The sequence below is a fragment of the Streptomyces sp. NPDC013317 genome, assembly GCF_055563155.1.
Genome location: NZ_JBVHDX010000023.1, coordinates 7,406 through 31,543, shown reverse-complemented (window position 1 = coordinate 31,543; position 24,138 = coordinate 7,406). Strand labels below are relative to the sequence as shown.

Annotated in this window: 25 protein-coding genes; 15 read left to right on the top strand and 10 right to left on the bottom strand. The window is 71.2% G+C overall.

Features of this window, described 5'->3' with window-relative positions:
- Positions 1-58 precede the first annotated feature (58 nt).
- The 3 genes from ACZ3IJ_RS34740 to moaA all read left to right on the top strand — a co-directional run bounded on the left by ACZ3IJ_RS34740 (position 59) and on the right by moaA (position 3,205).
- On the top strand, positions 59-442 hold the full coding sequence (locus ACZ3IJ_RS34740) for a DUF485 domain-containing protein (RefSeq protein ID WP_391798091.1): 384 nt from the start codon (positions 59-61) through the stop codon (positions 440-442).
- Positions 439-2,064, top strand: coding sequence for a solute symporter family protein (locus ACZ3IJ_RS34735; RefSeq protein WP_467474965.1), 1,626 nt, complete (start codon positions 439-441; stop codon positions 2,062-2,064). The genes ACZ3IJ_RS34740 and ACZ3IJ_RS34735 overlap by 4 nt, the downstream gene beginning before the upstream one ends.
- Positions 2,065-2,215: 151 nt before the next feature.
- On the top strand, positions 2,216-3,205 hold the full coding sequence (moaA, locus tag ACZ3IJ_RS34730; protein ID WP_391798093.1) for a GTP 3',8-cyclase MoaA: 990 nt from the start codon (positions 2,216-2,218) through the stop codon (positions 3,203-3,205).
- Here moaA and ACZ3IJ_RS34725 read toward each other — a convergent pair.
- Positions 3,188-3,427: a hypothetical protein gene (locus ACZ3IJ_RS34725; protein ID WP_385851299.1), complete on the bottom strand. Its 240-nt coding sequence runs from the start codon at positions 3,425-3,427 to the stop codon at positions 3,188-3,190. The two genes, moaA and ACZ3IJ_RS34725, sit on opposite strands and share 18 nt — an antisense overlap.
- A 184-nt stretch (positions 3,428-3,611) precedes the next feature.
- Positions 3,612-3,968, bottom strand: coding sequence for a DUF3099 domain-containing protein (locus ACZ3IJ_RS34720; protein WP_467474963.1), 357 nt, complete (start codon positions 3,966-3,968; stop codon positions 3,612-3,614).
- Positions 3,969-4,147: 179 nt separating this feature from the next.
- Between ACZ3IJ_RS34720 and ACZ3IJ_RS34715 the strand changes: the two genes are divergently transcribed.
- Positions 4,148-4,423 (top strand): GlsB/YeaQ/YmgE family stress response membrane protein, encoded by a 276-nt coding sequence (locus ACZ3IJ_RS34715; RefSeq protein ID WP_391798095.1) that lies wholly within the window; start codon positions 4,148-4,150, stop codon positions 4,421-4,423.
- 73 nt (positions 4,424-4,496) lie between these two features.
- On the opposite strand, the gene tyrS is transcribed toward ACZ3IJ_RS34715, so the two are convergent.
- The 3 genes from tyrS to ACZ3IJ_RS34700 are packed head-to-tail and all read right to left on the bottom strand — an operon-like array spanning position 4,497 to position 8,734.
- The gene (gene tyrS, locus ACZ3IJ_RS34710; protein ID WP_467474961.1) at positions 4,497-5,768 is read right to left on the bottom strand and encodes a tyrosine--tRNA ligase; all 1,272 of its coding nucleotides are present in this window, start codon (positions 5,766-5,768) and stop codon (positions 4,497-4,499) included.
- Positions 5,769-5,822: 54 nt separating this feature from the next.
- Positions 5,823-7,217, bottom strand: coding sequence for a metallopeptidase TldD-related protein (locus ACZ3IJ_RS34705; protein ID WP_467474959.1), 1,395 nt, complete (start codon positions 7,215-7,217; stop codon positions 5,823-5,825).
- The gene (locus ACZ3IJ_RS34700; RefSeq protein WP_467475026.1) at positions 7,214-8,734 is read right to left on the bottom strand and encodes a TldD/PmbA family protein; all 1,521 of its coding nucleotides are present in this window, start codon (positions 8,732-8,734) and stop codon (positions 7,214-7,216) included. Before ACZ3IJ_RS34700 ends, ACZ3IJ_RS34705 begins: the two co-directional genes overlap by 4 nt.
- Before the next feature lie 197 nt (positions 8,735-8,931).
- Here ACZ3IJ_RS34700 and fabG point away from each other — a divergent pair, with 197 nt between their 5' ends.
- The 3 genes from fabG (at position 8,932) to ACZ3IJ_RS34685 (ending at position 10,994) form a co-directional block, all read left to right on the top strand.
- Positions 8,932-9,636 carry a 3-oxoacyl-[acyl-carrier-protein] reductase gene (gene fabG / locus ACZ3IJ_RS34695; protein WP_391798098.1) on the top strand — a complete coding sequence of 235 codons (705 nt, stop codon included), beginning with the start codon at positions 8,932-8,934 and terminating at the stop codon, positions 9,634-9,636.
- Between the two features lie 5 nt (positions 9,637-9,641).
- Positions 9,642-10,418, top strand: a complete 777-nt coding sequence (gene fabI, locus ACZ3IJ_RS34690; RefSeq protein ID WP_467474956.1) for an enoyl-ACP reductase FabI — start codon at positions 9,642-9,644, stop codon at positions 10,416-10,418.
- Between the two features lie 195 nt (positions 10,419-10,613).
- Positions 10,614-10,994 carry a hypothetical protein gene (locus tag ACZ3IJ_RS34685; RefSeq protein WP_467474954.1) on the top strand — a complete coding sequence of 127 codons (381 nt, stop codon included), beginning with the start codon at positions 10,614-10,616 and terminating at the stop codon, positions 10,992-10,994.
- On the opposite strand, the gene ACZ3IJ_RS34680 is transcribed toward ACZ3IJ_RS34685, so the two are convergent.
- Entirely contained in the window at positions 10,963-11,667 is a 705-nt protein-coding gene (locus ACZ3IJ_RS34680) for a FadR/GntR family transcriptional regulator (protein ID WP_467474952.1), read from the bottom strand. The two genes, ACZ3IJ_RS34685 and ACZ3IJ_RS34680, sit on opposite strands and share 32 nt — an antisense overlap.
- Before the next feature lie 75 nt (positions 11,668-11,742).
- Between ACZ3IJ_RS34680 and ACZ3IJ_RS34675 the strand changes: the two genes are divergently transcribed.
- The 4 genes from ACZ3IJ_RS34675 (at position 11,743) to ACZ3IJ_RS34660 (ending at position 14,155) form a co-directional block, all read left to right on the top strand.
- Positions 11,743-13,071 carry a CynX/NimT family MFS transporter gene (locus ACZ3IJ_RS34675; RefSeq protein WP_467474950.1) on the top strand — a complete coding sequence of 443 codons (1,329 nt, stop codon included), beginning with the start codon at positions 11,743-11,745 and terminating at the stop codon, positions 13,069-13,071.
- Positions 13,072-13,088: 17 nt separating this feature from the next.
- A complete protein-coding gene (locus tag ACZ3IJ_RS34670; RefSeq protein WP_352192473.1) occupies positions 13,089-13,205 on the top strand; it encodes an SGM_5486 family transporter-associated protein in 117 nt (38 codons plus the stop codon).
- Positions 13,206-13,363: 158 nt separating this feature from the next.
- The gene (locus ACZ3IJ_RS34665; protein WP_467474948.1) at positions 13,364-13,570 is read left to right on the top strand and encodes a hypothetical protein; all 207 of its coding nucleotides are present in this window, start codon (positions 13,364-13,366) and stop codon (positions 13,568-13,570) included.
- A 66-nt stretch (positions 13,571-13,636) separates the two neighbouring features.
- Entirely contained in the window at positions 13,637-14,155 is a 519-nt protein-coding gene (locus ACZ3IJ_RS34660; RefSeq protein WP_467474946.1) for a SixA phosphatase family protein, read from the top strand.
- 120 nt (positions 14,156-14,275) lie between these two features.
- On the opposite strand, the gene serB is transcribed toward ACZ3IJ_RS34660, so the two are convergent.
- On the bottom strand, positions 14,276-15,490 hold the full coding sequence (gene serB, locus ACZ3IJ_RS34655; protein WP_467474944.1) for a phosphoserine phosphatase SerB: 1,215 nt from the start codon (positions 15,488-15,490) through the stop codon (positions 14,276-14,278).
- Between the two features lie 405 nt (positions 15,491-15,895).
- On the opposite strand from serB, the gene ACZ3IJ_RS34650 reads away from it, so the two are divergent.
- A complete protein-coding gene (locus ACZ3IJ_RS34650; protein WP_467474942.1) occupies positions 15,896-18,475 on the top strand; it encodes an ABC transporter ATP-binding protein/permease in 2,580 nt (859 codons plus the stop codon).
- A 91-nt stretch (positions 18,476-18,566) separates the two neighbouring features.
- Here the strand turns inward: ACZ3IJ_RS34650 and ACZ3IJ_RS34645 are convergent, their stop codons facing one another.
- The 3 genes from ACZ3IJ_RS34645 to ACZ3IJ_RS34635 form a co-directional block, all read right to left on the bottom strand.
- Entirely contained in the window at positions 18,567-19,316 is a 750-nt protein-coding gene (locus ACZ3IJ_RS34645) for a transglycosylase SLT domain-containing protein (RefSeq protein ID WP_467474940.1), read from the bottom strand.
- Between the two features lie 303 nt (positions 19,317-19,619).
- Complete coding sequence (locus ACZ3IJ_RS34640; RefSeq protein ID WP_467475024.1) at positions 19,620-20,687, bottom strand: S-adenosylmethionine:tRNA ribosyltransferase-isomerase; 1,068 nt, start codon at positions 20,685-20,687, stop codon at positions 19,620-19,622.
- A gap of 2 nt (positions 20,688-20,689) precedes the next feature.
- Positions 20,690-21,394: an SDR family NAD(P)-dependent oxidoreductase gene (locus ACZ3IJ_RS34635; RefSeq protein ID WP_467474938.1), complete on the bottom strand. Its 705-nt coding sequence runs from the start codon at positions 21,392-21,394 to the stop codon at positions 20,690-20,692.
- 171 nt (positions 21,395-21,565) lie between these two features.
- Between ACZ3IJ_RS34635 and ACZ3IJ_RS34630 the strand changes: the two genes are divergently transcribed.
- From ACZ3IJ_RS34630 to ACZ3IJ_RS34620, 3 genes are all read left to right on the top strand, one after another.
- The gene (locus ACZ3IJ_RS34630; RefSeq protein WP_467474936.1) at positions 21,566-22,711 is read left to right on the top strand and encodes a GAF domain-containing sensor histidine kinase; all 1,146 of its coding nucleotides are present in this window, start codon (positions 21,566-21,568) and stop codon (positions 22,709-22,711) included.
- Positions 22,704-23,348, top strand: a complete 645-nt coding sequence (locus tag ACZ3IJ_RS34625; protein WP_352192482.1) for a response regulator transcription factor — start codon at positions 22,704-22,706, stop codon at positions 23,346-23,348. Before ACZ3IJ_RS34630 ends, ACZ3IJ_RS34625 begins: the two co-directional genes overlap by 8 nt.
- 147 nt (positions 23,349-23,495) lie before the next feature.
- The gene (locus tag ACZ3IJ_RS34620) at positions 23,496-23,738 is read left to right on the top strand and encodes a chaplin (protein ID WP_391798110.1); all 243 of its coding nucleotides are present in this window, start codon (positions 23,496-23,498) and stop codon (positions 23,736-23,738) included.
- Positions 23,739-24,138: the final 400 nt, after the last annotated feature.

Here is a 24,138-nt window from a genome sequence, read left to right as displayed (position 1 = left end):
ATCCCCCAGTGAGGCCCCTTTGTCCATGCCCACAGCACCCGCGTCGCGAGGAGATTCCGTGGCAACCGAAGCACTGCCGCCGCCCCAAGGCGGCACGGAGGCCCCCACCGGCCCCGCCCAGCCCACGACCGAGGCGTTCGTCGAGGTGCAGGAGAGCGCGGAGTTCGGCGAACTGCGCCGCACGTACCGCTCCTTCGCCTTCCCCCTGACGGTCGCCTTCATCGCCTGGTACCTGCTCTACGTGCTGCTCTCCAACTACGCGGGCGGCTTCATGGGGACCAGGCTCTTCGGCAACATCAACGTGGCGCTCGTCCTCGGCCTCGGCCAGTTCGCCACGACCTTCCTCATCGCCTGGCTCTACTCGCGGCACGCGGCGAGCCGCCTCGACCCGAAGGCCGAGGCCATCAAGTCCCGTATGGAACACCCGGAGGCCGACGCGTGAGCAGCACCCTTCTCCTCGCGGCGGGCAACGCCACCAGCGAGCACCGCCCGCTGATCATCGCCCTCTTCGGCGCGTTCGTCGTCGCCACGCTCGTCATCACCGTCTGGGCCGGCCGCCAGACCAAGAGCGCCGCCGACTTCTACGCCGGCGGCCGCCAGTTCACCGGCTTCCAGAACGGCCTCGCGATCTCCGGCGACTACATGTCCGCCGCGTCCTTCCTCGGCATCGCGGGCGCCATCGCGCTCTTCGGCTACGACGGCTTCCTGTACTCGATCGGCTTCCTGGTCGCCTGGCTGGTCGCCCTGCTCCTGGTCGCCGAGCCGCTGCGCAACTCCGGCCGGTTCACCATGGGCGACGTCCTCGCCTACCGCATGCGCCAGCGCCCCGTCCGTACCGCCGCGGGCACCTCCACGATCGTCGTCTCGATCTTCTACCTGCTGGCGCAGATGGCCGGTGCGGGCGTCCTCGTCTCGCTGCTCCTCGGCATCACCAGCGACGGCGGCAAGATCGCCATCGTCGCGCTGGTCGGCGTCCTGATGATCGTGTACGTCACCATCGGCGGCATGAAGGGCACCACCTGGGTGCAGATGGTCAAGGCCGTCCTGCTCATCGCGGGCACGCTCCTGATCACCTTCCTCATCCTGCTGAAGTTCGACTTCAACCTCTCCGACCTGCTCGGCGCCGCCGCCACCAACAGCGGCAAGGGCCAGGCGTTCCTGGAGCCCGGCCTCAAGTACGGGGCCACCGGCATCTCGAAGCTGGACTTCCTCTCGCTCGGCATCGCGCTCGTCCTCGGCACCGCCGGCCTGCCGCACATCCTGATCCGCTTCTACACGGTGCCGACCGCCAAGGCCGCCCGTAAGTCGGTCAACTGGGCCATCGGCATCATCGGCGCCTTCTACCTGATGACGATCGTCCTCGGCTTCGGCGCCGCGGCCCTGCTGAAGAACAGCGACATCATCGCCTCGAACAAGGCGGGCAACACCGCCGCACCGCTCGCGGCCCTGGAGATCGGCGGCGGCGCCGGCTCCACCGGCGGGGCGATCCTGCTCGCGGTGATCTCCGCCGTCGCCTTCGCCACCATCCTCGCGGTGGTCGCCGGACTGACCCTGGCCTCGTCGTCGTCCTTCGCGCACGACATCTACGCCAACGTCATCCGGCGCGGAAAGGCCACGGAGAAGGAGGAGGTCCGCGCGGCGCGCTGGGCCACCGTCCTCATCGGCGTCGTATCGATCGCACTCGGCGCACTCGCCCGCGACCTCAACGTCGCCGGCCTGGTCGCCCTCGCCTTCGCCGTCGCCGCCTCCGCCAACCTGCCGACGATCCTCTACAGCCTGTTCTGGAAGCGGTTCACCACCCAGGGCGCGCTCTGGTCGATCTACGGCGGTCTGATCTCCTCGGTCGTCCTGGTGCTCTTCTCGCCGGTCGTCTCCGGCAAGCCCACCTCGATGTTCAAGACCGTGGACTTCTACTGGTTCCCGCTGGAGAACCCGGGCATCGTCTCGATCCCGCTGGGCTTCCTGCTCGGCTGGCTCGGCTCCCTCCTCTCCAAGGAGGAGCCGGACAAGGGCAAGTACGCGGAGCTGGAGGTCAAGTCGCTCACCGGTGTCGGAGCGCACTGATCCGTGCACGGTACGCGACATCCGGGCGCCGCGTCGTAGGGTCCTACGACGCGGCCGCTCCGGTCCTCGTTCCAATCGGCCCCTGCTGGTTGTCGGTGGTCTCGCGTAGGCTCGCTGTATAAATCACCGAACGACGGGAAGGGGGCCCTCAGTGCTCATCGACACCTACGGCCGGGTGGCCACCGACCTGCGCGTCTCGCTCACCGACCGCTGCAACCTGCGGTGTACGTACTGCATGCCGGAAGAGGGCCTGCAGTGGCTGGCCAAGCCCGACCTGCTGACCGACGACGAGATCGTCCGGCTGGTACGGATCGCTGTCACCGACCTCGGTGTCACGGAGGTCCGCTTCACCGGCGGCGAGCCGCTGCTCCGCCCCGGCCTCGTGGGCATCGTCGAGCGCTGCGCCGCCCTCGAGCCCCGCCCGAAGATGTCCCTGACCACGAACGGCATCGGGCTCAAGCGCACGGCCGCCGCGCTGAAGGCCGCCGGTCTCGACCGGGTCAACGTCTCCCTCGACACCCTGCGGCCCGAGGTCTTCAAGACCCTGACCCGCCGCGACCGTCACCACGACGTGCTCGACGGCATGGCCGCCGCGCGCGACGCCGGCCTCACGCCGGTCAAGGTCAACGCCGTCCTGATGCCCGGGCTCAACGACGACGAGGCCCCCGACCTGCTGGCCTGGGCGGTGGAGAACGGATACGAACTCCGCTTCATCGAGCAGATGCCCCTCGACGCCCAGCACGGCTGGAAGCGCGACGGCATGATCACCGCCGGGGACATCCTGGAGTCGCTGCGGACGCGTTTCACCCTGACCGCCGAGGGCGCGGACGAGCGGGGCTCGGCCCCCGCGGAGCGCTGGGTCGTGGACGGCGGACCGCACACCGTCGGGGTCATCGCCTCCGTCACCCGCCCGTTCTGCCGGGCGTGCGACCGGACCCGGCTCACGGCCGACGGACAGGTGCGCACCTGCCTCTTCGCCACCGAGGAGACCGACCTGCGGGCGGCCCTGCGCTCGGAGGCGCCGGACGCCGAGATCGCCCGGATCTGGAAGCTGGCGATGTGGGGCAAGAAGGCCGGCTCGGGCCTGGACGACCCGAGCTTCCTTCAGCCGGAGCGGCCGATGTCAGCGATCGGCGGCTGACTCCCACTCCGCGAGCGGGACGACGTCCTTCAGGAACCCCCGTACGCCCAGGAACTGGGAGAGATGCTCGCGGTGCTCCTCGCAGGCGAGCCAGGTCTTGCGGCGCTCCGGCGTGTGCAGCTTGGGGTTGTTCCAGGCCAGCACCCATACGGCGTCGGCGCGGCAGCCCTTGGCGGAGCAGATCGGCGTCTCGATCGGGGTCTCGTCACTCACCGGATTGATCACACGATCATTGTCCAACAATGGCGATGCCGAGCAGCCACGGGGGGAGCTGCCCGGCACCGGTCCGTCGCTCCGACGGGGGATGCGGAGCGCGTAGGCAGTATGTCACGGGGGATGGGGTGCGGTGCACTGGAACGTCATCATTGATCTGAGCATTTCTTGAGCTTTCGACTCGAGATGATGATCAGCTCTGTTCGGACGGATGCTCCGCTCGCGGTTCCGCGGTGGTGCCCCCGGTGGCGTCCCCGGGGGAGAGCTCGGGACGGGTCGGTCCCGGTACGAACGTGGAGGGCAGAGTCGGTGGCTTCTCCCGCCCCGCGTTCGCGATGACCACCGCGACATAGGGGAGCAGCCCGCCCAGCACCAGAGCCACGATGGCCACATGGCGCTCGACGTTCCAGAGGAGGACGGCGGCGATGACGGACAGCGTCCGCACCGACATCGAGATCACGTACCGCCGTTCCCGGCCGCGGACGTCGTCGGCCAGGCCCTGACGGGCCCCGGTGATTCGGAAGACCTCAGTTCCACCGTGCTTCCGCATCGCATTCCACCACCAGCGTCCGCGCCGGACCTCCCCGGTCCGGACCTGTCTCCACGGTACGCCCGCCGCCCGAGACGGTGGAGACCGGGGCGCGTACGACGCTCTCCGACATGCGCCGTATGGCGGATGGGCCGAGACTGGGCCCACATGCGCAGATCGCGCCGCCTGAGGAGGCGACCATGAGTTGGTTGTGGGCAATCATCGTGGGCTTCGTGCTCGGTCTGATCGCCAAGGCGATCATCCCGGGGAAGCAGCAGATCCCACTCTGGCTGACGACCGTGTTCGGCATCATCGGCAGCGTTCTCGGCAACTCCGTCGCGACCTGGATCGGCGTCGAGGACACGAAGGGCATCGACTGGACGCGGCACCTGCTCCAACTCGCCGGCGCGGTGCTCGTGGTCTTCCTCGGCGACATGGCGTGGAACGCGATCAAGGGCAACAGGCAACGCGCCTGAGGGCGCCGCACCGGCGAAGGCCGGTACGCGCCTCACGCGCGTACCGGCCTCCGTCCTGTCCTGACCAGGGACGTCAGCCCTCTGCGCCGACCTCGATCGCCGCCAGGTTCTTCTTGCCCCGGCGCAGCACCAGCCAGCGGCCGTGCAGCAGCTCGGCCGCCGACACCTCGGCGTCCTCGGCGGTGACCTTCACGTTGTTCACGTACGCCCCGCCCTCCTTCACCGTCCGGCGCGCACCCGACTTGCTCGGCGCCAGCCCGACCTCGACGAACAGGTCGACGACCTGCCCGAGCTCGGCCACCCGCGCGTGCGGCAGCTCGGAGAGCGCCGCGGCCAGCGTCGCCTCGTCCAGCTCGGTCAGGTCGCCCTGGCCGAAGAGCGCCTTCGAGGCGCTGATGACCGCCGCGCACTGCCCGGCGCCGTGCACCAGCGTCGTCAGCTCCTCGGCGAGCGCCCGCTGCGCGGTCCTCGCCTGCGGCCGCTCGGCGGTGAGCTCCTCCAGCTCCTCCAGCTCCTCGCGGGACTTGAAGGACAGGATGCGCATGTACGTCGAGATGTCCCGGTCGTCCACGTTCAGCCAGAACTGGTAGAACGCGTACGGCGTCGTCATCTCGGGGTCGAGCCACACGGCCCCGCTCTCGGTCTTGCCGAACTTCGTGCCGTCCGCCTTGACCATCAGCGGCGTCGCCAGCGCGTGCACCTCGGCGCCCGGCTCGAGCCGGTGGATCAGGTCGAGCCCGGCCACCAGGTTGCCCCACTGGTCGGACCCGCCCTGCTGCAGCGTGCAGCCGTGACGCCGGTACAGCTCCAGGAAGTCCATGCCCTGCAGCAGCTGGTAGCTGAACTCGGTGTAGCTGATGCCCTGCTCGGACTCCAGGCGCCGTGCGACGGAGTCCTTGGTCAGCATCTTGTTGACCCGGAAGTGCTTGCCGATGTCCCGCAGGAACTCGATCGCGGAGAGGCCCGCGGTCCAGTCCAGGTTGTTCACCATGACCGCCGCGTTCTCCCCCTCGAAGGAGAGGAACGGCTCGATCTGGCTCCGCAGCCGGTTCACCCAGTTCGCCACCGTCTCCGGGTCGTTCAGGGTGCGCTCGGCCGTCGGACGCGGGTCGCCGATCTGGCCCGTGGCCCCGCCGACCAGAGCCAGCGGCCGGTGACCGGCCTGCTGGAGCCGGCGGACGGTGAGCACCTGGACCAGGTGGCCGACGTGGAGGCTGGCCGCGGTCGGGTCGAAACCGCAATAGAACGTGACAGGACCGTCCGCGAGAGCCTTGCGCAGTGCGTCCTCGTCGGTGGACTGGGCGAACAGCCCGCGCCACTTGAGCTCGTCGACGATGTCCGTCACGATTCTCGGTCTCCTTGGTTGATGGTTGTCACGCCGTGACTCAGTCTATGGGGGTCAGACACCCTTGCTGACCGAGCTCATGTTGAAGTCCGGCACCCGCAGTGCCGGCATCGCGGCCCTGGTGAACCAGTCGCTCCACTCGCGCGGCAGCGTCTTCTCCGTCCGGCCCGCCTCCGAGGCCCGCGACAGCAGGTCCACCGGCGACTCGTTGAACCGGAAGTTGTTCACCTCGCCGACCACCTCGCCGTTCTCGACGAGGTAGACGCCGTCCCGGGTCAGCCCCGTCAGCAGCAGCGTCGCCGGGTCCACCTCGCGGATGTACCAGAGGCAGGTCAGCAGCAGACCCCGCTCGGTGGAGGCCACCATCTCCTCCAGCGACCGCTCGCCGCCGCCGTCCAGGATCAGGTTTCCCGCCCCCGGTGCCACGGGCAGCCGGGTGAGCGCCGCGGTGTGCCGGGTGGTGATCAGATGCTCCAGCCTGCCTTCCCGCACCCAGTCGATCGGCATCAGCGGCAGCCCGTTGTCGAAGACGGAGGAGTCGTCGCCCGAGGAGTGCGCGATCACGAAGGGAGCCGACTCCAGACCCGGCTCGTTCGGATCGCTGCGCAGGGTCAGCGGCAGGGGGGAGAGCGTCTCGCCGAGTCGCGTGCCACCGCCCGGCTTCGAGAAGACCGTCCGGCCCTCCACCGCGTCGCGGGCCGCCGAGGACCACAGCTGGTAGATCAGCAGGTCGGCCACGGCGGTCGGCGGAAGCAGCGTCTCGTACCGGCCGGCGGGCAGCTCGATCCTGCGCTCCGCCCAGCCGAGCCGCTTCGCCAGGTCGGCGTCGAGCGCCCCCGGGTCGACGTCCTTGAAGTCCCGCGTCGAGCGCCCGGCCCACGCGGACCGCGAGCGGTCGGGCGACTTGGCGTTGAGCTCCAGGGTGCCGTTGGGCTGGTCGTGCCGCAGCCGCAGCCCCGTCGACGTACCGAGGTAGGTCGAGGTCAGCTCGTGGTTGGCGAAGCCGTACAGCTCACGGCCGCCCGCCCGGGCGCGGGCGAAGGCCTCGCCGAGCGCGGGCGCGAAGTCCGTGAAGACGGCGGAGGTGGTCTCGGCCGGCGCGTCGGTGAAGTCCGGGGAGGCGTCCACGCCTTCGACGAGCGGCTGGGCGTCCTCGGCGGGACCGGCGGCCCGTGCCGCGGCCTCGGCCGCCCGCACCAGCGGCTCCAGGTCGTCGACGCTCACGGCGGAGCGCGAGACCACACCGGACGCCGTCCCCTGCGCGCCGTCGACGGTCGCGACCACGGTGAGCGTACGGCCCCGGGTCACGCCGTTCGTCGTCAGGGCGTTGCCCGCCCAGCGCAGGTTGGCGGAGGACTCCTCGTCGGCGATGACGACGCAGCCGTCCGCCCGGGACAGTTCGAGTGCCCGCTCGACGATCTCGTACGGCTTGGTGAAACGGGAGCTCATCGCCCGGCCTCCTGCGTGGTGTTCAAGATGTTGACGCCCCGGAAGAGGGCGGACGGGCAGCCGTGGGAGACCGCCGCGACCTGGCCCGGCTGGGCCTTGCCGCAGTTGAACGCGCCGCCCAGGACGTACGTCTGCGGGCCGCCGACCTTCTCCATCGAGCCCCAGAAGTCGGTCGTCGTCGCCTGGTACGCGACGTCGCGCAGCTGTCCGGCCAGCTTGCCGTTCTCGATGCGGTAGAAGCGCTGCCCGGTGAACTGGAAGTTGTACCGCTGCATGTCGATCGACCACGAGCGGTCGCCGACCACGTAGATGCCGCGCTCGACGCCCCCGATCAGATCCTCCGTGGAGAGGCCGCCCGGGTCGGGCTGGAGCGAGACGTTCGCCATCCGCTGCACGGGCACATGGCCGGGGGAGTCGGCGAACGCGCAGCCGTTCGACCGGCCCAGCCCCGTCAGCTTCGCGATCCGCCGGTCCAGCTGGTAGCCGACGAGCGTGCCGTCCTTCACCAGGTCCCAGCTCTGCCCCTCGACGCCCTCGTCGTCGTACCCGATCGTCGCGAGACCGTGCTCGGCGGTGCGGTCACCCGTCACGTTCATGATCGACGAGCCGTACGCCAGCTTCCCCAGCTGGTCGAACGTGGCGAACGAGGTCCCGGCGTACGCCGCCTCGTACCCCAGCGCCCGGTCGAGCTCGGTGGCGTGGCCGATCGACTCGTGGATCGTCAGCCAGAGGTTCGACGGGTCGACCACCAGGTCGTACGTCCCCGCCTCCACGCTCGGCGCGCGCATCTTCTCGGCGAGCAGGTCCGGGATCCGCTCCAGCTCCGCGTCCCAGTCCCAGCCGGTGCCGGTGAGATACTCCCAGCCCCGGCCGACGGGCGGCGCGATCGTCCGCATCGAGTCGAACTCGCCCGTCGTCTCGTCGACGGCGACCGCGGTGAGCTGCGGGTGCAACCGGACCCGCTGCTGGGTGGTGACGGTGCCCGCCGTGTCCGCGTAGAACTTGTTCTCCTGGACGGTCATCAGCGAGGCGTCCACGTGCGCCACGCCGTCCGCCCGCAGCAGCCGCTCGCTCCATTCGGCGAGCAGCGCGCTCTTCTCGGCGCCGGGGATGTCGAAGGGGTTGATCTCGTACGCCGAGATCCACGTCTTCTCCGCGTGCACCGGCTCCTCGGCGAGCTCCACCCTCTCGTCCGACCCGGCCGCCGCGATCACCTGGGCGGACAGCTTGGCCATGGCGACGGCCTGCGAGGCGACCCGCGCCGCCCCGTCCATGGTCAGATCGACCCCGGAGGCGAACCCCCAGGCCCCGCCGTGCACCACCCGCACCGCGTATCCGAGGTCCGTGGTGTCCGACGACCCCGAGGGCTTGGCGTCGCGCAGCCGCCACGAGGCGCTGCGCACCCGCTCCAGACGGAAGTCGGCATGGTCGGAGCCGAGGGCACGCGCGCGTGCGAGCGCGGCGTCGGCGAGCGCCCGCAGCGGCAGCGCCGTGAAGGCCGCGTCGATGGAATGGATGCCAGATGGCACAGCTGTCTCCTGTCGTGTGAGACCGGTCATCCCCGATCATGTCGCGCTTTCGGCCGCCACGCCCAGAGCTTTATGTAGGGATCCGACAGTGACATCCGTACGCCACTGTCAGGGGCCGAGTCCTCGTGGGCGTAAGCGGACCGATAGGTTTCTGGCATTCAGACCGCTATCGAAAGGGTGATCCGTTGAGCCGCTCGGTTCTCGTCACCGGAGGCAACCGGGGCATCGGCCTCGCCATCGCCCGCGCGTTCGCCGATGCAGGCGACAAGGTCGCGATCACGTACCGCTCCGGTGAGCCGCCGGCCGGCTTCCTGGCCGTCAAGTGCGACATCACCGACGGTGAGCAGGTCGAGCAGGCGTACAAGGAGATCGAGGAGAAGCACGGTCCGGTCGAGGTCCTGGTGGCGAACGCCGGGGTCACCAAGGACCAGCTCCTGATGCGCATGAGCGAGGAGGACTTCACGTCCGTCCTCGACACCAACCTGACCGGCACCTTCCGGGTGGTCAAGCGCGCCAACCGCGGCATGCTGCGGGCCAAGAAGGGCCGTGTCGTCCTGATCTCCTCGGTCGTCGGCCTCCTCGGCTCGGCGGGGCAGGCGAACTACGCCGCCTCGAAGGCCGGCCTCGTCGGCTTCGCCCGCTCCCTGGCCCGAGAGCTCGGCTCGCGCAACATCACGTTCAATGTCGTCGCCCCCGGTTTTGTCGACACCGACATGACCGCGGTGCTGACCGAGGAGCAGCGCGCGGGCATCGTGTCCCAGGTGCCGCTGGGCCGCTACGCGCAGCCCGGGGAGATCGCCGCCGCGGTGAAGTTCCTCGCCTCCGACGACGCCTCGTACATCACTGGAGCCGTCATCCCGGTTGACGGCGGATTGGGCATGGGTCACTGATCACCATGAGCGGAATTCTCGAGGGCAAGCGCATCCTGATCACCGGTGTGCTGATGGAGTCCTCCATCGCCTTCCACACCGCGAAGCTGGCCCAGGAGCAGGGCGCGGAGATCATCCTCACCGCGTGGCCGCGTCCGACGCTGACCGAGCGCATCGCCAAGAAGCTGCCGGAGCCCGACAAGGTCAAGGTCCTGGAGCTGGACGTCTCCAACGACGAGCACCTCGCCCGCCTGGAGGGCCAGGTCCGCGAGCACCTCGGCGACCGTCTGGACGGCATCGTCCACTCCATCGGCTTCGCCCCGCAGGACGCGCTCGGCGGCAACTTCCTGAACACGCCGTTCGAGTCGGTGGCCACCGCCATGCACGTCTCGGCCTTCTCGCTGAAGTCCCTGACGATGGCCCTGCTGCCGCTGATGCACCAGGGCGGCTCGGTCGTCGGCCTCACCTTCGACGCGCAGTTCGCCTGGCCGCAGTACGACTGGATGGGCCCGGCCAAGGCGGCGCTCGAGGCCACGAACCGCTACATGGCGCGTGACCTGGGCAAGCAGGAGATCCGCTGCAACCTGATCTCGGCGGGTCCGATCGGCTCGATGGCCGCGAAGTCGATCCCCGGCTTCAGCGAGCTGGCGGCGGTCTGGGACAGCCGTTCGCCGCTGGCCTGGGACCTCGCCGACCCGGAGCCGGCCGGCCGTGGCGTCGTCGCCCTGCTCTCCGACTGGTTCCCGAAGACCACGGGCGAGATCGTCCACGTCGACGGCGGTCTGCACGCGATCGGCGCCTGAGCGCCTCCACACGCGCGTAGCCAAGGCCGGGCGGTCCTCCACGGGAGGGCCGCCCGGCCTTCGTCGTGCCTTCGTCGTGCCTTCGACGTCCGGAGTCGTACGGGAGGACGACCGCCCGAGTCGAAAAGTCGGGCGAACCACCTCAGACTGGACCGGAGCGTGACGTCCGGTTACTGACGGGGAGGAGGTACGGGTATGCGCGCGCCGCACCGCAGGGTCGCCGCTCTCGCGTCGGCCGTCGCACTCCTGGCCGGCCTCGCCGTCGCCGCCGAGGTCCGCGCCGCCTCCGCCCCCGCGGAGGCGCCGCCCGCGCCGGTGGCGCAAGAGCCCGAGAACTTCGGGGCCTCGTGCCAGACGGTCGTCGAGGGCTCCCGGGTCACCGCGTACTGCCAGAACCCGTACCCCACCACCGACCGCGTCCAGCTGCACGTCGAGTGCGACCGCTGGTGGGACGTGGACACCGACAGCACCCCCGTCGAGGTCGGCCCGACCGCCTACGCCGAGCTCACCGGCCGCTGCTGGAAGGAGGTGCGCTCCGCCTGGCTCACGCACCAGCCGGCCGAGCACCCTCCGTAGGTCCCAGGTTCCTCAGGCACATGAACGGATAGCCCGCGGCCTCGGCCGCCGCCGTGTCCGCGTCCCCGGCCCGGATCGCCTCCACCAGACGCGCGTGGTCCATGTGGTGCTCGGGCCGCAGCTCGTGGCCCACGTCGTCCCGCAGCCACTGGCGCAGGACGTGGCCGAGGTCGGCGTAGAGCTCGGTGAGCACCTCGTTGTGCGAGGCGATCACCACCGCGTGGTGGAACGCGCCGTCCGCCATCACGAACCGCTCGGTGTCCCCGGAGGCGAACGCCTCCTCGCGGCCCGCCAGCAGCGCGTCCAGCTGCTTCATGTCCCGCTCCGTGCGCCGCTGCGCCGCGAGCCGGGCCGCTGAGGCCTCCAGGGTCGAGCGCAGCTCCGCGATGTGGCGCGGATCGGAGTCGGCGAACCGCCGGTGCATGACGCCCGCCAGTTCGCTCGTCGCGATGACGTACGTCCCCGAGCCCTGCCGGATGTCGAGCAGCCCGTTGTGCGCGAGCGCCCGGACGGCCTCGCGCACGGTGTTGCGGGCCACGCCCAGCTGCTCGACCAGCTCCGGTTCGGTCGGGATCCGCGACCCGACCGGCCACTCACCGGAGGTGATCTGGTTCCGCAGCTCTGCGATCACCTGATCGGAGAGCCCGGAACGCCGGGGGGAGCCGAGCGCCATGGCACACCTTCCCTAGGTATAGAGAGTGGTTGCGGATTGGACAACCAATCATCCCATGATTCTATGATGGCGCTCATGCATGACGAGCCGCAGACCCTCGAGACCGCCGCCCCGCCGGCCCGCACCTCCGTCACCGCCACGTCCGCCACCACGGGGGATTCTCCCGCACCGGACCGGCCGGCCGTCTGGATCACCCGGCTCGTCGTCGTCGCCCTGGTGCTCGCCGCGCTCAACCTCCGCCCCGCCATCACCAGCCTGGGCGCGCTCCTCGAAGAGGTCCGCGACGGGCTCCACATGAGCGGCAGCGTGGCCGGCGTCCTCACCTCCGTCCCCCCGCTCTGCTTCGCGGTCTTCGGCATCACCGCGCCCCGCCTCGCCCGCCGCTTCGGCCCCTCCGCCGTCGTCTGCGCCGGCATGGCGGCGATCTTCGCGGGCCTCGCGATCCGCCCCTTCGCCTCGGGCACCGTCGGCTTCCTCGCCGCCAGCGCCCTCGCGCTCATGGGCATCGCGGTCAGCAACGTCCTCATGCCCGTCATCGTCAAGCGGTACTTCCCCGACCGCGTCGGCAGCATGACCGGGCTCTACTCCATGGCGCTCGCCCTCGGCACCTCCCTGGCCGCCGCCGCGACCGTGCCCATGACCGAGGCGCTGGGCGGCAGTTGGCGCACCGGCATCGGCGTCTGGGCCGTCCTCGCCGCCCTCGCCGTCCTGCCCTGGATCCCGCTCGTCCGCGACCGCGTCACCCGGGCGTCCGCCGACCGGGCACCCGGAACCGCGCCCACCGCGACCGCCCCGTCCGCCACCGCTCCCGAGGCGGCCGCCCCGCTCCGGATCACCCGCAGCCGCACCGCCTGGGCCCTCGCCGCCTTCTTCGGCCTCCAGGCCACCGGCGCGTACATCACCATGGGCTGGATGCCGCAGATCTTCCGCGACGCCGGTGTCCCCGCCGGCACCGCCGGCGTGCTCCTCGCGGTCACCATGGTCATGGGCGTCCCGCTCGCGTTCGTCATCCCCGGCCTCGCGACCCGGCTCAGGAACCAGGGCCCGATCGTCGTCGCCCTGGGCCTGTGCGGTCTCGTCGGCTACAGCGGCCTCTACGTCGCACCCGCCGGGGGCGCCTGGGTCTGGGCGCTGCTCCTCGGCGTCTCCAACTGCGCCTTCCCGCTCGCGCTCACCATGATCGGCCTGCGCTCGCGCTCCGGCGCCGGCGTCGTCCGGCTCTCCGCCTTCGCGCAGAGCGTCGGCTACCTCATCTCCATCCCCGGCCCGCTCCTGGTCGGCGTCCTCTACCAGCACAGCGGCGGCTGGGGACTGCCGATCGCGCTGATGGCCGGGCTGATGATCCCGCAGATGATCGTCGGCAGCCTCGCGGGCAGGGCCCGGACGGTCGAGGACGAATGCTGAGATGCGAGACTGTCCCCATGCCAGTGCTCGACCCGAATCCCCAGAACGGCCAGAAGAAGCTGCTGCTCGTGCTCGGCGCGATGCTCGCCATCTCGGTCGTGATCGCCGTCATCGCCACCGTCGCCTCCCCCTGACCCGCACCGGGTGGGGGTAACCCCACCATCCCCTAGGGGGTGAGTGTCAGGGTGAAGTGGGTGGATCACCTGATGGGCTCGCGGGGCCGCGCTCCGTAGCGTGGAGACATCGCCGCAGTCACCGCTGCGGACGTCGTCCCGACCCCACGGAGGCGGCCATGCCGGCCCGCACGCACACCCGGACCCCGCCCCCGTCCGCAGGCGGCGTCGACACCCGGCTGCCCTGGTGGGCACTCGTCCTGCCCGTCGCCGCGTTCGTCGCCCTCTTCCTGCTCATCGCCGGACCGGGCGGGGCGCACGCGGCCGAGGGCGACCCCGCGGTCGGCCGTCTTCTGGAGCAGATCCAGCAGACGCTGCCCCGCTGACCGCCGGGCCCGCGGGCGACCCAACACCCTGCGCCCGGTGGCCCGTTTCATGGGAAGCTGGAGCCCATGAGCGTCGATACACCCCGCAGGATTGTGCTGCTCCGGCATGCCAAGGCCGACTGGCCCCAGGTGTCCGACCACGAGCGACCGCTCGCCGAGCGCGGTCGCACGGACGCCCCCGTGGCCGGCCGAAAGCTCGCCGACACCGGGATCACCTTCGATCTGGCCCTCTGTTCGACCGCCGCCAGGACCCGCGAGACCTGGAAACTGGCCGTGCAGGAGCTGCCGCACCGACCCAGGACCGTCTACGAGGAGCGACTCTACGAAGCCTCGCTCGGTGAACTGATCGCCCTGCTCAACGAGGTCTCCGACGAGGTGAGGAACGTCCTCGTGATCGGCCACAACCCCGGCATGCACGCGCTCTCCGACGCCCTCGCCGGCGCGGCGGAGGGCGACAGCGCGGTCCGGATGAACCGGGGAGGCTTCCCGACCGCGGCCTTCGCCGTCCTGGGCTTCGACGGCTCCTGGAAGTCCGTGGAGCACGGGGTCGGGACGCTGCTCGACTACTGGGCGCCGCACGACTGATCCGTACGCTCCGTACACCGCCGTACACCCGTCGCCTCGCGTGTTCCGTCGTGTACGACGGCAGGCCCGGTCACCGAGGGGTGACCGGGCCTTCTGCCGTACACAGCCGTACGGGGCGGCTCAGTGCAGCACGTCCTCGTCGCCGTCCGCCGCCTCGACCTCCTCACGGGTGATCCCGAGGAGATACAGGACGGTGTCGAGGAAGGGGACGTTCACGGCGGTGTGCGCCGCCTCGCGCACCACCGGCTTGGCGTTGAAGGCCACGCCGAGCCCCGCCGCGTTCAGCATGTCGAGGTCGTTGGCGCCGTCACCGATCGCCACGGTCTGCGACAACGGCACACCCGCCTCCGCCGCGAAGCGGCGCAGCAGCCGAGCCTTGCCCGCCCGGTCCACGATCTCCCCGGTGACGCGGCCCGTCAGCTTCCCATCCACGACCTCCAGCGTGTTGGCCGAGGCGAAGTCGAGCCCGAGGCGTTCCTTGAGGTCGTCCGTGACCTGGGTGAACCCGCCCGAGACCACACCGACCTGGTACCCGAGCCGCTTGAGCGTACGGATGAGGGTGCGGGCGCCGGGGGTCATCCGTACCTCGGTGCGGACCTTCTCCACCACGGAGGCGTCGAGCCCGGCCAGCAGCTCCACGCGCGCGTGGAGGGACTGCTCGAAGTCCAGCTCGCCGCGCATCGCGGCCGCGGTGACCTCGGCGACCTTGTCCTCGCAGCCCGCGTGCGCCGCGAAGAGCTCGATCACCTCGTCCTGGATGAGCGTGGAGTCGACGTCCATGACGACCAGCCGCTGGGCGCGGCGGTGCAGACCGGCCGAGACGACGGCGACGTCCACGCCGATGCCGTGCGCCTCGGTGGCGAGCGCGGTCCGCAGCGGCTCGGTCTCGCAGCCCGAGACGGCGAACTCGACGGCCGTCACCGGATACTTCGCCAGCCGGAAGATACGGTCGATGTTGCCGCCGGTCCCGGCGATCCTCGCCGTTATGGCGGCGGTCTGCTCGGCGGTCAGCGGGTGCCCGAGCACGGTGACGTGCGAGCGGCCGCTGCCGCGCGGACGGTTGTCACCGGTGCCGGAGATGATCTCGGCCTGGAGCTTCAGCGACTCCGCCCAGCTGTGGACCGTCGCCCGCAGCTCGCCCTGGGAGGCGACGGTCGGCTCGGTGACGAGCGCGCACAGGACGAGGCGGCCGCGGGAGACGACCTGCTCGATGTCCACGACGTCGACGGAGTAGGCGGCGAGGGTGTCGAAGAGCCCGGCGGTGATCCCGGGACGGTCCTTCCCGAAGATCTTGACGAGAAGGGTGGGAACGTCTGAGGTCTGCGATGCGCTCATGGTGCTTCCACCGTATCGGGCACTGCGTGCCACCAGTCACCCCGTCCCGCGTACCGGACACCCGGCCGGCCGCACACCAGCCACCGTAGCTCTCACCCCACGGCTCGCACCACGGCTCGCGGCACCACTCCCTCCCAGGCTCGCACCACGGCTCGAGGCACCGCACCGCTCCCTCCCCGGCTCGCGCCGCGGTTCGTACGGCGCCCCCCGACGGCTCGCGTCCCGCCGGCGACCGCACCGCCGTCCCGGTGGCTTCCGGCGGCTCGCCGGACGACGTGCCGAACGCCTCTCTGCGGGGTCTTCACACGGCCCGACTTTCGGAGTACGGGCCCGGCCTGAAATAGTTCCCCCCGATGTTCGCCATCCCTAAGACTCCCGCGACGGGGGTACATCGGGGGACAAATAGTGGGGCATGGAGTGCCAGAACTCGTACTGGAATTGAACGGAAGGACCTGGACGCTCGATCCGTCCAGGTCGTACACCCTGGGACGCGATCCACAGGGTGACCTGGTGATCGACGACGCCAGGGTCTCGTGGCGACACGCCACCATCAGCTGGGGCGGCCGGAGTTGGGTCATCGAGGACCACGGCTCGACCAACGGCACCTTCGTCCAGGGGCAGCGGATCCACCAGATGGAGATCGCCCCCGGATCCGCGGTGCACCTCGGCAACGCGACCGACGGCCCGCGGCTGAATCTCGCCGCCGCAGCCCAGCAGGCCGCGCAGCAGCCCGCGGCGCACGCCGCCCCGAACGCCCAGCAGGCCGCCGCACAGGCCGACTGGGCGACCCATCAGGCTCCGCCGCAGCAGGGCCAGAACCAGGCCCCGCAGCAGGCCTGGCCGCAGCAGGGCCAGCAGCAGGGCCAGCACCCGCAGCAGCACCTCCCGCACCAGCAGGGCGGCCCCGTCGAGCAGTTGGCGCAGAAGGTGCCCGGCCAGGGAGGCGGCGCCGCGGGGGCGCCGCCGGTCTACGGCGACCGCAGCCCCACCACGTTCCACCAGCTGGCCCTCGGCCACGTCATGCGCATCGGTCGTGCGCTCGAGAACGAACTGGTCGTCTCCGACCTCCAGGTCTCGCGCCACCACGCCGAGTTCCACGCGACGCCCGACGGCCGCTTCGAGATCCGCGACCTCGGCTCTCACAACGGCACGTACGTCAACGGTCAGCCGATCGCCAAGGGCGGCTCCGTCCTCATCGGCCCGAACGACATCGTCGGTGTCGGTCACTCGACCTTCCGGATGGTCGGCGGCCAGCTCGAGGAGTTCGTCGACACCGGCGAGGTCTCCTTCTCGGCCCGCCACCTCACGGTCACGGTCGACGGCGGCAAGCAGATCCTCAAGGACGTCAGCTTCGGCGTCCCGGAGAAGTCGCTCATCGGCGTCATCGGCCCCTCGGGTTCCGGCAAGTCCACGCTGCTCAAGGCGCTCACCGGCTACCGCCCGGCCAACGAGGGCGACGTCCTCTACGACAACCGGAGCCTCTACAAGCAGTTCGCCGAGCTGCGCCAGCGCATCGGTCTGGTTCCGCAGGACGACATCCTGCACAAGGAGCTGACCGTACAGAAGGCGCTCCGGTACGCGGCCAAGCTCCGCTTCCCCGGCGACACCGCGCCGGCCGAGCGCGAGGCCCGCATCGACGAGGTGCTGCGCGAGCTCAAGCTCGACATCCACAAGGAGAAGAAGGTCACCTCCCTCTCCGGTGGCCAGCGCAAGCGCGTCTCCGTCGCCCTGGAGCTCCTCACCAAGCCGTCGCTGATCTTCCTGGACGAGCCGACCTCCGGTCTCGACCCGGGCATGGACCGCGACGTCATGCAGCTGCTGCGCGGCCTCGCCGACGACGGCCGCACGGTCCTCGTCGTCACGCACTCGGTGGCCGAGCTCGGTCTCTGCGACAAGCTGCTCGTGATGGCGCCCGGCGGCTCCGTGGCCTACTTCGGCCCGCCGGAGGAGGCGCTGAACTTCTTCGGCTACAGCACCTGGGCCGACGTCTTCTCCGCCTTCGAGAACTACCGCGACTACGACTGGGCGGGCCGCTGGAAGGGCTCGCAGCACTACCAGATGTACGCCGCGGACATCGACGCCGTCGCCGCCCAGCCCGTCCAGGTGCCGCAGCAGGCCATGGCCAGGCCGCCCAAGCCGCAGGGCTGGGGCTCCCAGCTGTGGACCCTGATCCGCCGCTACGCCTCGGTGATCGCGTCCGACAAGGGCTTCATGGGCCTGATGGTGATCCTGCCGGCCGTCCTCGGCGCGGTCTCCGTCGTCATCCCCGCCGACTTCGGCCTCGGCAAGCCCACACCGCCGTCCCGCTTCAACGGGGACGCGGGCACGATCATGCTGATCCTCGCGGTCGGCATGTGCTTCAGCGGCGCGGCCAACTCCGTACGTGAGCTGATCAAGGAGCGGGTCATCTACGAACGGGAGCGGGCGACCGGCCTCTCCCGCTCGGCGTACCTGATGTCCAAGGTCATCGTGCTCGGCCTGATCACCGCCCTCCAGGGCGTGATCATCTGCGGCATCGGCTTCGCCACCCGCGAGCTGCCGGAGGAGGGCCTGGTCCTGCCGCCGGCCGTCGAGCTCTGCGTCACGATCATCGCGCTCGGCTTCACCTCGATGATGTTCGGCCTGGTCATCTCCTCGCTGGTGAAGACCGCCGAGAAGACGATGCCGCTGCTCGTCATGTTCGCGATCGTCCAGGTCGTGTTCACCGGCATCCTCTTCCAGGTGTACGGATCGCCCGGCCTGGAGCAGTTCGCCTGGCTCATGCCCTCGCGCTGGGCCATCGCCGCCGCGGGTTCCACACTCGACCTCGGCCACCTGATGCCGCCGTGGGACCCCAAGGACCCGACCAACCTGGACCCGCTGTGGGACAGCACGGTCGGCCAGTGGGGCTTCAACCTCACGGTCCTCGTGCTCATCGGCGTCGTCTGCGCCTTCGTCGTGGCGCGCCTGCTGCGCCGCCACGAGCCCGAGGTCATGCGCAAGTAACCACGGGCCTCACGAGACGCCGAAGGGCGGCACCCCTGCACGGGGTGCCGCCCTTCGCGTGGTTCTGACGGGCCGGGAGGCGCCGACAGGATCAGTACGCGCTGTTGACGTTGTCGATCGAGCCGTAGCGGTCGGCCGCGTAGTTGGCGGCGGCGACGAGGTTGGCGACCGGGTCGTACTGGTCGAACTTGGTGCCCGGGATGTGGTAGGCCTTGAAGGTCGGGTAGATGACCTGCAGCAGGCCCTTCGACGGGACGCCGTTGATGGCGTTGATGTCCCAGTTGTTGATGGCCCGCGGGTTGCCGCTGGACTCACGCATGATGTTCTTGTGCAGGCCGTTGTACGTGCCCGGAATGTTGTGCTTGTCCATGATGAACAGCGCCTCGCGGATCCAGCCGTCGAGGTTGTTCGCGAAGACGGGCTTGCGGGCGGCGGCACGGCTCGCGGCGGCCTTCGCCTCGGCGCGCTTCTTCGCCTCGGCCTTGGCCTTGGCCTCGGCGGCTGCCTTGGCGTCGGCCTTGGCCTTCGCGTCGGCGGCTGCCTTGGCGGCCTTCGCCTTCGCCGCCGCGGCGGCCTTCGCGTCCGCCTCGGCCTTGGCCTTGAGGCTGATGGCGTCCTGCTGCGCGGTGAGGCTCGTGTGCAGGGCCTTGGCCTGCGGGCTGTTCGCGTCGTAGGCGAGCGCGACCTGCTGGCTGTTCATGAGCGCCTGGGGCTCGGTCTCCGCGGCGGCGTTGCCGGGGACCAGGGTGAAACCGAGGGCGACGGCGCCGAGGGCGGCGACGCCGGCAAGGGAAGCCTTGTGCGTCTTCTTCAGGCGATAGTGGCCGGGAGTGTTAGACATGCGGGACTACCTCTTCGAATCGCTGGGGGGTCGCTCAGGCCGGGGCGGCGCTGCGCCTGCTCGGCGGCGACGAACGCAATTCTTAGCGGCAGCAAAATCCTGTGGCAAAGGTGTGACGTACGACCCCAGGTAGTGGATCAGGGGGGCGCGCATAGCCCACCAAAACCCCCAAAGGTCCCGCTCATAGGGTCCTTAACTGTCCAATACGGAACCACTAGAGGCCTTCGTAAGTGACCTGCGTCCTATGCGCGGGCTCACATAGGGCGGGTAACAACCTCACCGGGCGTTGCTCACGCAATGCACTCAGTGAGGGCTCTCCTCCGGGAGGAGGAGGTGGACGTCGCCGAACTCGTGCCAGAGGTAGAGCTCTTGGACGGCCTCGGTGTAGGCCTGGTGCAGCGCGGCCTCTCCGGCGATCGCCTCCAGCATCAGCAGATGGGAGGCCCGGGGCTCGTGCAGCCCGGTCAGCAGCCCGTCCACCACGCGTACCCCGCGCGCCGGGGTCACCACCAGGTCCGTCCACCCGGACGCCGCCCGCACCTCACCCCCCTCGCCCGCGGCCGACTCCAGCGCCCGTACGGCCGTCGTCCCCACGGCCACGACCCGGCCCCCGCCCGCCCTCGCCGCGTTCACCAGCCGCGCCGTCGTCCCCGGCACCTCGAAGCGTTCCGGGTAGGGCGGCTCGTGCGCCTCCGCCGACGCCACACCCGTATGAAGGGTGAGCGGGGCGAACTGGATCCCCCGGCTCACCAGCTCCGTCACCAGCCGGGCCGTGAACGGCCGCCCCGCGCTCGGCATCTCCGCCGACCCGGCGCCGTCGGGGGAGGGGAGCGAGAAGACCGTCTGGTACGCGGAGAGCGGCTGGTCCCGCTCCGTGTACCCGTACCGGATCGGGCGTCCGTACCGCGCCAGCAGGGCGGGCACGGGCGTGTCCGCCCTCGCCCACCACAGCCGCGCCGCCCCGGGAGCCAGCGGCTCCGTCAGGACGAGCCGGGCGCCTCCCGGCAGCCGGACCACCGTCCCGGCCGGGCCGCCCGGCCGCGGCCGGGTGCTGCCCCGGCCGTCCGGCTCCCGCACCTCGACGGCCCAGCGGCCGTCCTTCCCACGCGTCGAGAAGTGGACGACGACCCGCTCGCCGCCGCCGTCGGCGCACAGCCGGCCGGTGACGGCGGCCGCCAGCGTCGCGCTGGTGTTCACGACCAGCACGTCCCCGGCCCTCAGCACGCCCGGCAGCTCACGGAACGCGCGGTGCGACACCTCCGTGCCGTACGAGACCAGCAGCCGTACGTCGTCCCGCCCCCGCCCCGGCGCCCGCTGCTCGGCCGGTACCCGTGCCGACAGCTCCGCGGGCACACGGAGGGCCTCGAGCACGCTCATCGGACCCCCTCCGCCCCGACGAGCCCCGCGGCCGTGTACCGGCCGCTCGGCGGCCTCTGGTCGAGCAGCGCGAGGAACCCCGGCACCACCGACTCCGGCGCCGGACGCGGATCGTCGTCGTCCGGCACGGCCGCCGCGTACAGATCCGTGGCCATGTCCCCGGGGTCCACGGCCCACACCCCGAGCCCCGGCTCCTCGACCGCCAGCACGGCCATCAGCCGGTCGAGCGCCGCCTTCGACGCCCCGTACCCGCCCCACGTCTCGTACGCCTCCACCGCCGCGTCCGACGTCACCGCGACCACCGACCCCGCCCCGCTCTCCCTGAGGAGCGGCAGCGCCTCCCGGACGAGACCCAGAGCGGCCACCACGTTCGTCTCCAGCGCCGCCCGCAGACCGTCCGGCGACAGCTCCTCGAGCCGCACCAGCGGCTCGGCCCCCAGCGCGCTCGCGTTGTGCACCAGCAGATCCAGCCCCCCGAGCTCCCTCGCGGCGGCCACCAGCTCCCGGCGGTGGACCGCGTCCGTCACATCCCCGGCGAGCGCCACCGCCCGCGCCCCCCGCCCGCGTGCCGCCCTCGCGCTCTCCTCCAGCGCCTCCGGCGTCCGGGCGTCGAGCACCAGATCCCAGCCCCGATCCGCGAGCGCGCCGGCCAGCGCACGCCCCAGCCCCTTCGACGCCCCCGTGATCACCGCGACAGCCATGACGTCCATCCCCTCTCGTAGCGATGGATCCAGCCTCCGGCCGCCGCCCCGCCCGCCGCCTCGTCCCCGAGCCCCGACCGCCCAAGGCACTTCGGCCTAGTCCCCGGGGCCTAGGCGACCGCCGTCCCCGGACGGATACGTACCGTCACAGCCCACCGGTACGGTGAGTGCATGAGTCACCGACCGAGCTCCGGCCTCGCCGCCGTGAGCACCGCGCTCCTGGCGATGAGCCGTCACCTGGAGGTGCGCGACGTCCTCAAGACGATCGTGGCCTCCGCCCGTGAGCTCCTCGACGCCGAGTACGCGGCGCTGGGCGTCCCGGACGACCACGGCGGCTTCGCCCAGTTCGTCGTGGACGGCGTCAGTGACGAGCAGTGGCGCGCGATCGGCCCGCTGCCCCGCCAGCACGGCATCCTCGCGTCGATGCTCCACAAGGCCGAGCCCGAGCGACTCGCCGACGTCCGCGAGGACCCCCGGTTCGAGGGCTGGCCGGCCGCCCACCCGGACATGTCCGACTTCCTCGGCCTGCCCATCCAGGACGGCGAGGAGACCATCGGCGCCCTCTTCCTCGCCAACAAGCGCTGCCCCAAGCCGGACGGCGGCTGCGGCTTCACGGAGGAGGACGAGGAACTGCTCTCGATCCTCGCCCAGCACGCCGCGATCGCCCTGACCAACGCCCGGCTCTACGAACGCAGCCGCGAGCTCACCATCGCCGAGGAGCGCTCGCGCCTCGCCCACGAGCTGCACGACGCCGTCAGCCAGAAGCTCTTCTCGCTCCGGCTCACCGCCCAGGCCGCGGCCGCCCTCGTCGACCGCGACCCGGCCCGGGCCAAGGGCGAGCTCCAGCAGGTCGCCGCGCTCGCCGCCGAGGCGGCGGACGAGCTGCGCGCCGCCGTCGTCGAACTGCGCCCCGCCGCGCTCGACGAGGACGGCCTCGTCCACACCCTCCGTACACAGATCCAGGTGCTCGACCGGGCCCACACCGCCCGCGTCACCTTCGACAGCACGGGCGTGCGGGCGCTGCCCGCCGCCCAGGAGGAGGCCATGCTCCGGGTCGCCCAGGAGGCCCTGCACAACGCGCTGCGGCACGCGGAGCCGGAGCGGGTCGCCGTCTCCCTCTTCCGGCACGGGCAGGGCGCGCTGCTCACCGTCGCCGACGACGGCAAGGGGTTCGACCCCCGTGCGGTCCGCCGGGCCGGCCGGCACCTCGGCCTGGTCTCCATGCGCGACCGGGCGGGCGGGGTCGGCGGCACACTCACCGTGACGTCGGAGCCGGGCCGGGGCACCACGATCGAGATGGAGGTTCCTGGTGGCTGAGAAGGTCATTCGCGTCCTGCTGGTCGACGACCACCAGGTGGTGCGGCGCGGCCTGCGGACCTTCCTCGAGGTCCAGGACGACATAGAGGTCGTGGGGGAGGCCTCCGACGGCGCCGAGGGCGTCGCCCGCGCGGAGGAGCTGCGGCCCGACGTGGTCCTGATGGACGTCAAGATGCCCGGCATGGACGGCATCGAGGCGCTGCGGAAGCTGCGCGAGCTGGCGAACCCGGCGAAGGTGCTGATCGTCACGAGCTTCACCGAGCAGCGCACGGTCGTCCCCGCGCTGCGCGCCGGGGCCTCCGGTTACGTCTACAAGGACGTGGACCCGGACGCCCTGGCGGGTGCGATCAGGTCCGTGCACGCGGGCCATGTCCTGCTGCAGCCGGAGGTGGCCGGGGCGCTGCTCTCCCAGGAGGAAGGGCACGGGGGGACGGGACGCGGGTCGACGCTGACGGAGCGGGAGCAGGAGGTGCTGGGCCTGATCGCCGACGGCCGGTCGAACCGGGAGATCGCGCGGGCGCTCGTCCTGTCGGAGAAGACGGTCAAGACGCACGTGTCGAACATCCTGATGAAGCTCGACCTGGCGGACCGCACGCAGGCGGCGCTGTGGGCGGTGCGGCACGGCCTGACCCCGTGAGACGGAGGGGACGGAAGGGGCACCTGCGTTCTCATCTTCATACCGTCGGGTGTATGTCCCCCGTTCGGCGCAACCCGGCGGGGGCGGGGGCGTTCTCCATGGCGTGCTGCGGCGGCCGGCCGCAGCGAATACCAGGAGGATCCTGAAGTGAAGAACCTGAAGAAGGCCGCTGCCCTCACCATGGTCGCCGGTGGCATCGTCGCCGCGGGTGCGGGTGTCGCCTCCGCCCACGGGGCGGACGCGCAGGGCAAGGCCCTCAACTCGCCGGGCGTCGCCTCCGGCAACCTGGTGCAGGTCCCGGTCCACGTCCCCGTGAACGTCTCGGGCAACACGATCAACGTGATCGGCCTGCTCAACCCGGCCTTCGGCAACGGCGCCGTCAACCACTGACGCCCCCCGCCCAGCCCGGCCCCCGCCATCCCCCGGGAGCCGGGCTTCGCCATGTCGGCGCGCGGAGTCAGCGGCCCCGCCCCCGCGCGGGGTCAGCGCTCGCGTTCGCGTTCTTCCACGTATGCGTTGTAGGCGGCCACCTGCGCCCGCCGGGCGACCCGCTCCACCGGCCGCAACGCCGCCCCCCCTGGCCGCCGGCCCCCCTTCTCGACGCGTGGCTCGCACGGCTCGGCGCCGGGGCGCCTCTCCGGCTTCGCCTCGCTGCGGCGGACTCCGTCCGCCGGCCGGGGTGCCCGTGCCTCCCCGGGGTCAGTGCTCGCGTTCGCGTTCTTCCACGTATGCGTTGTAGGCGGCCACCTGCGCCCGCCGGGCGACCCGCTCCACCGGCCGCAACGCCGCC

Bases quoted from the DNA above. Each gene is read 5' to 3' on its own strand.
- ACZ3IJ_RS34720 (WP_467474963.1), bottom strand. From the start codon at position 3,968: ATGCGGAAGCACGGTGGAACTGAGGTCTTCCGAATCACCGGGGCCCGT.
- ACZ3IJ_RS34715 (WP_391798095.1), top strand. From the start codon at position 4,148: ATGAGTTGGTTGTGGGCAATCATCGTGGGCTTCGTGCTCGGTCTGATC.
- ACZ3IJ_RS34705 (WP_467474959.1), bottom strand. From the start codon at position 7,217: ATGAGCTCCCGTTTCACCAAGCCGTACGAGATCGTCGAGCGGGCACTC.
- fabI (WP_467474956.1), top strand. From the start codon at position 9,642: ATGAGCGGAATTCTCGAGGGCAAGCGCATCCTGATCACCGGTGTGCTG.
- ACZ3IJ_RS34685 (WP_467474954.1), top strand. From the start codon at position 10,614: ATGCGCGCGCCGCACCGCAGGGTCGCCGCTCTCGCGTCGGCCGTCGCA.
- ACZ3IJ_RS34680 (WP_467474952.1), bottom strand. From the start codon at position 11,667: ATGGCGCTCGGCTCCCCCCGGCGTTCCGGGCTCTCCGATCAGGTGATC.
- ACZ3IJ_RS34675 (WP_467474950.1), top strand. From the start codon at position 11,743: ATGCATGACGAGCCGCAGACCCTCGAGACCGCCGCCCCGCCGGCCCGC.
- ACZ3IJ_RS34670 (WP_352192473.1), top strand. From the start codon at position 13,089: ATGCCAGTGCTCGACCCGAATCCCCAGAACGGCCAGAAGAAGCTGCTG.
- ACZ3IJ_RS34665 (WP_467474948.1), top strand. From the start codon at position 13,364: ATGCCGGCCCGCACGCACACCCGGACCCCGCCCCCGTCCGCAGGCGGC.
- ACZ3IJ_RS34660 (WP_467474946.1), top strand. From the start codon at position 13,637: ATGAGCGTCGATACACCCCGCAGGATTGTGCTGCTCCGGCATGCCAAG.
- serB (WP_467474944.1), bottom strand. From the start codon at position 15,490: ATGAGCGCATCGCAGACCTCAGACGTTCCCACCCTTCTCGTCAAGATC.
- ACZ3IJ_RS34645 (WP_467474940.1), bottom strand. From the start codon at position 19,316: ATGTCTAACACTCCCGGCCACTATCGCCTGAAGAAGACGCACAAGGCT.
- ACZ3IJ_RS34635 (WP_467474938.1), bottom strand. From the start codon at position 21,394: ATGGCTGTCGCGGTGATCACGGGGGCGTCGAAGGGGCTGGGGCGTGCG.
- ACZ3IJ_RS34630 (WP_467474936.1), top strand. From the start codon at position 21,566: ATGAGTCACCGACCGAGCTCCGGCCTCGCCGCCGTGAGCACCGCGCTC.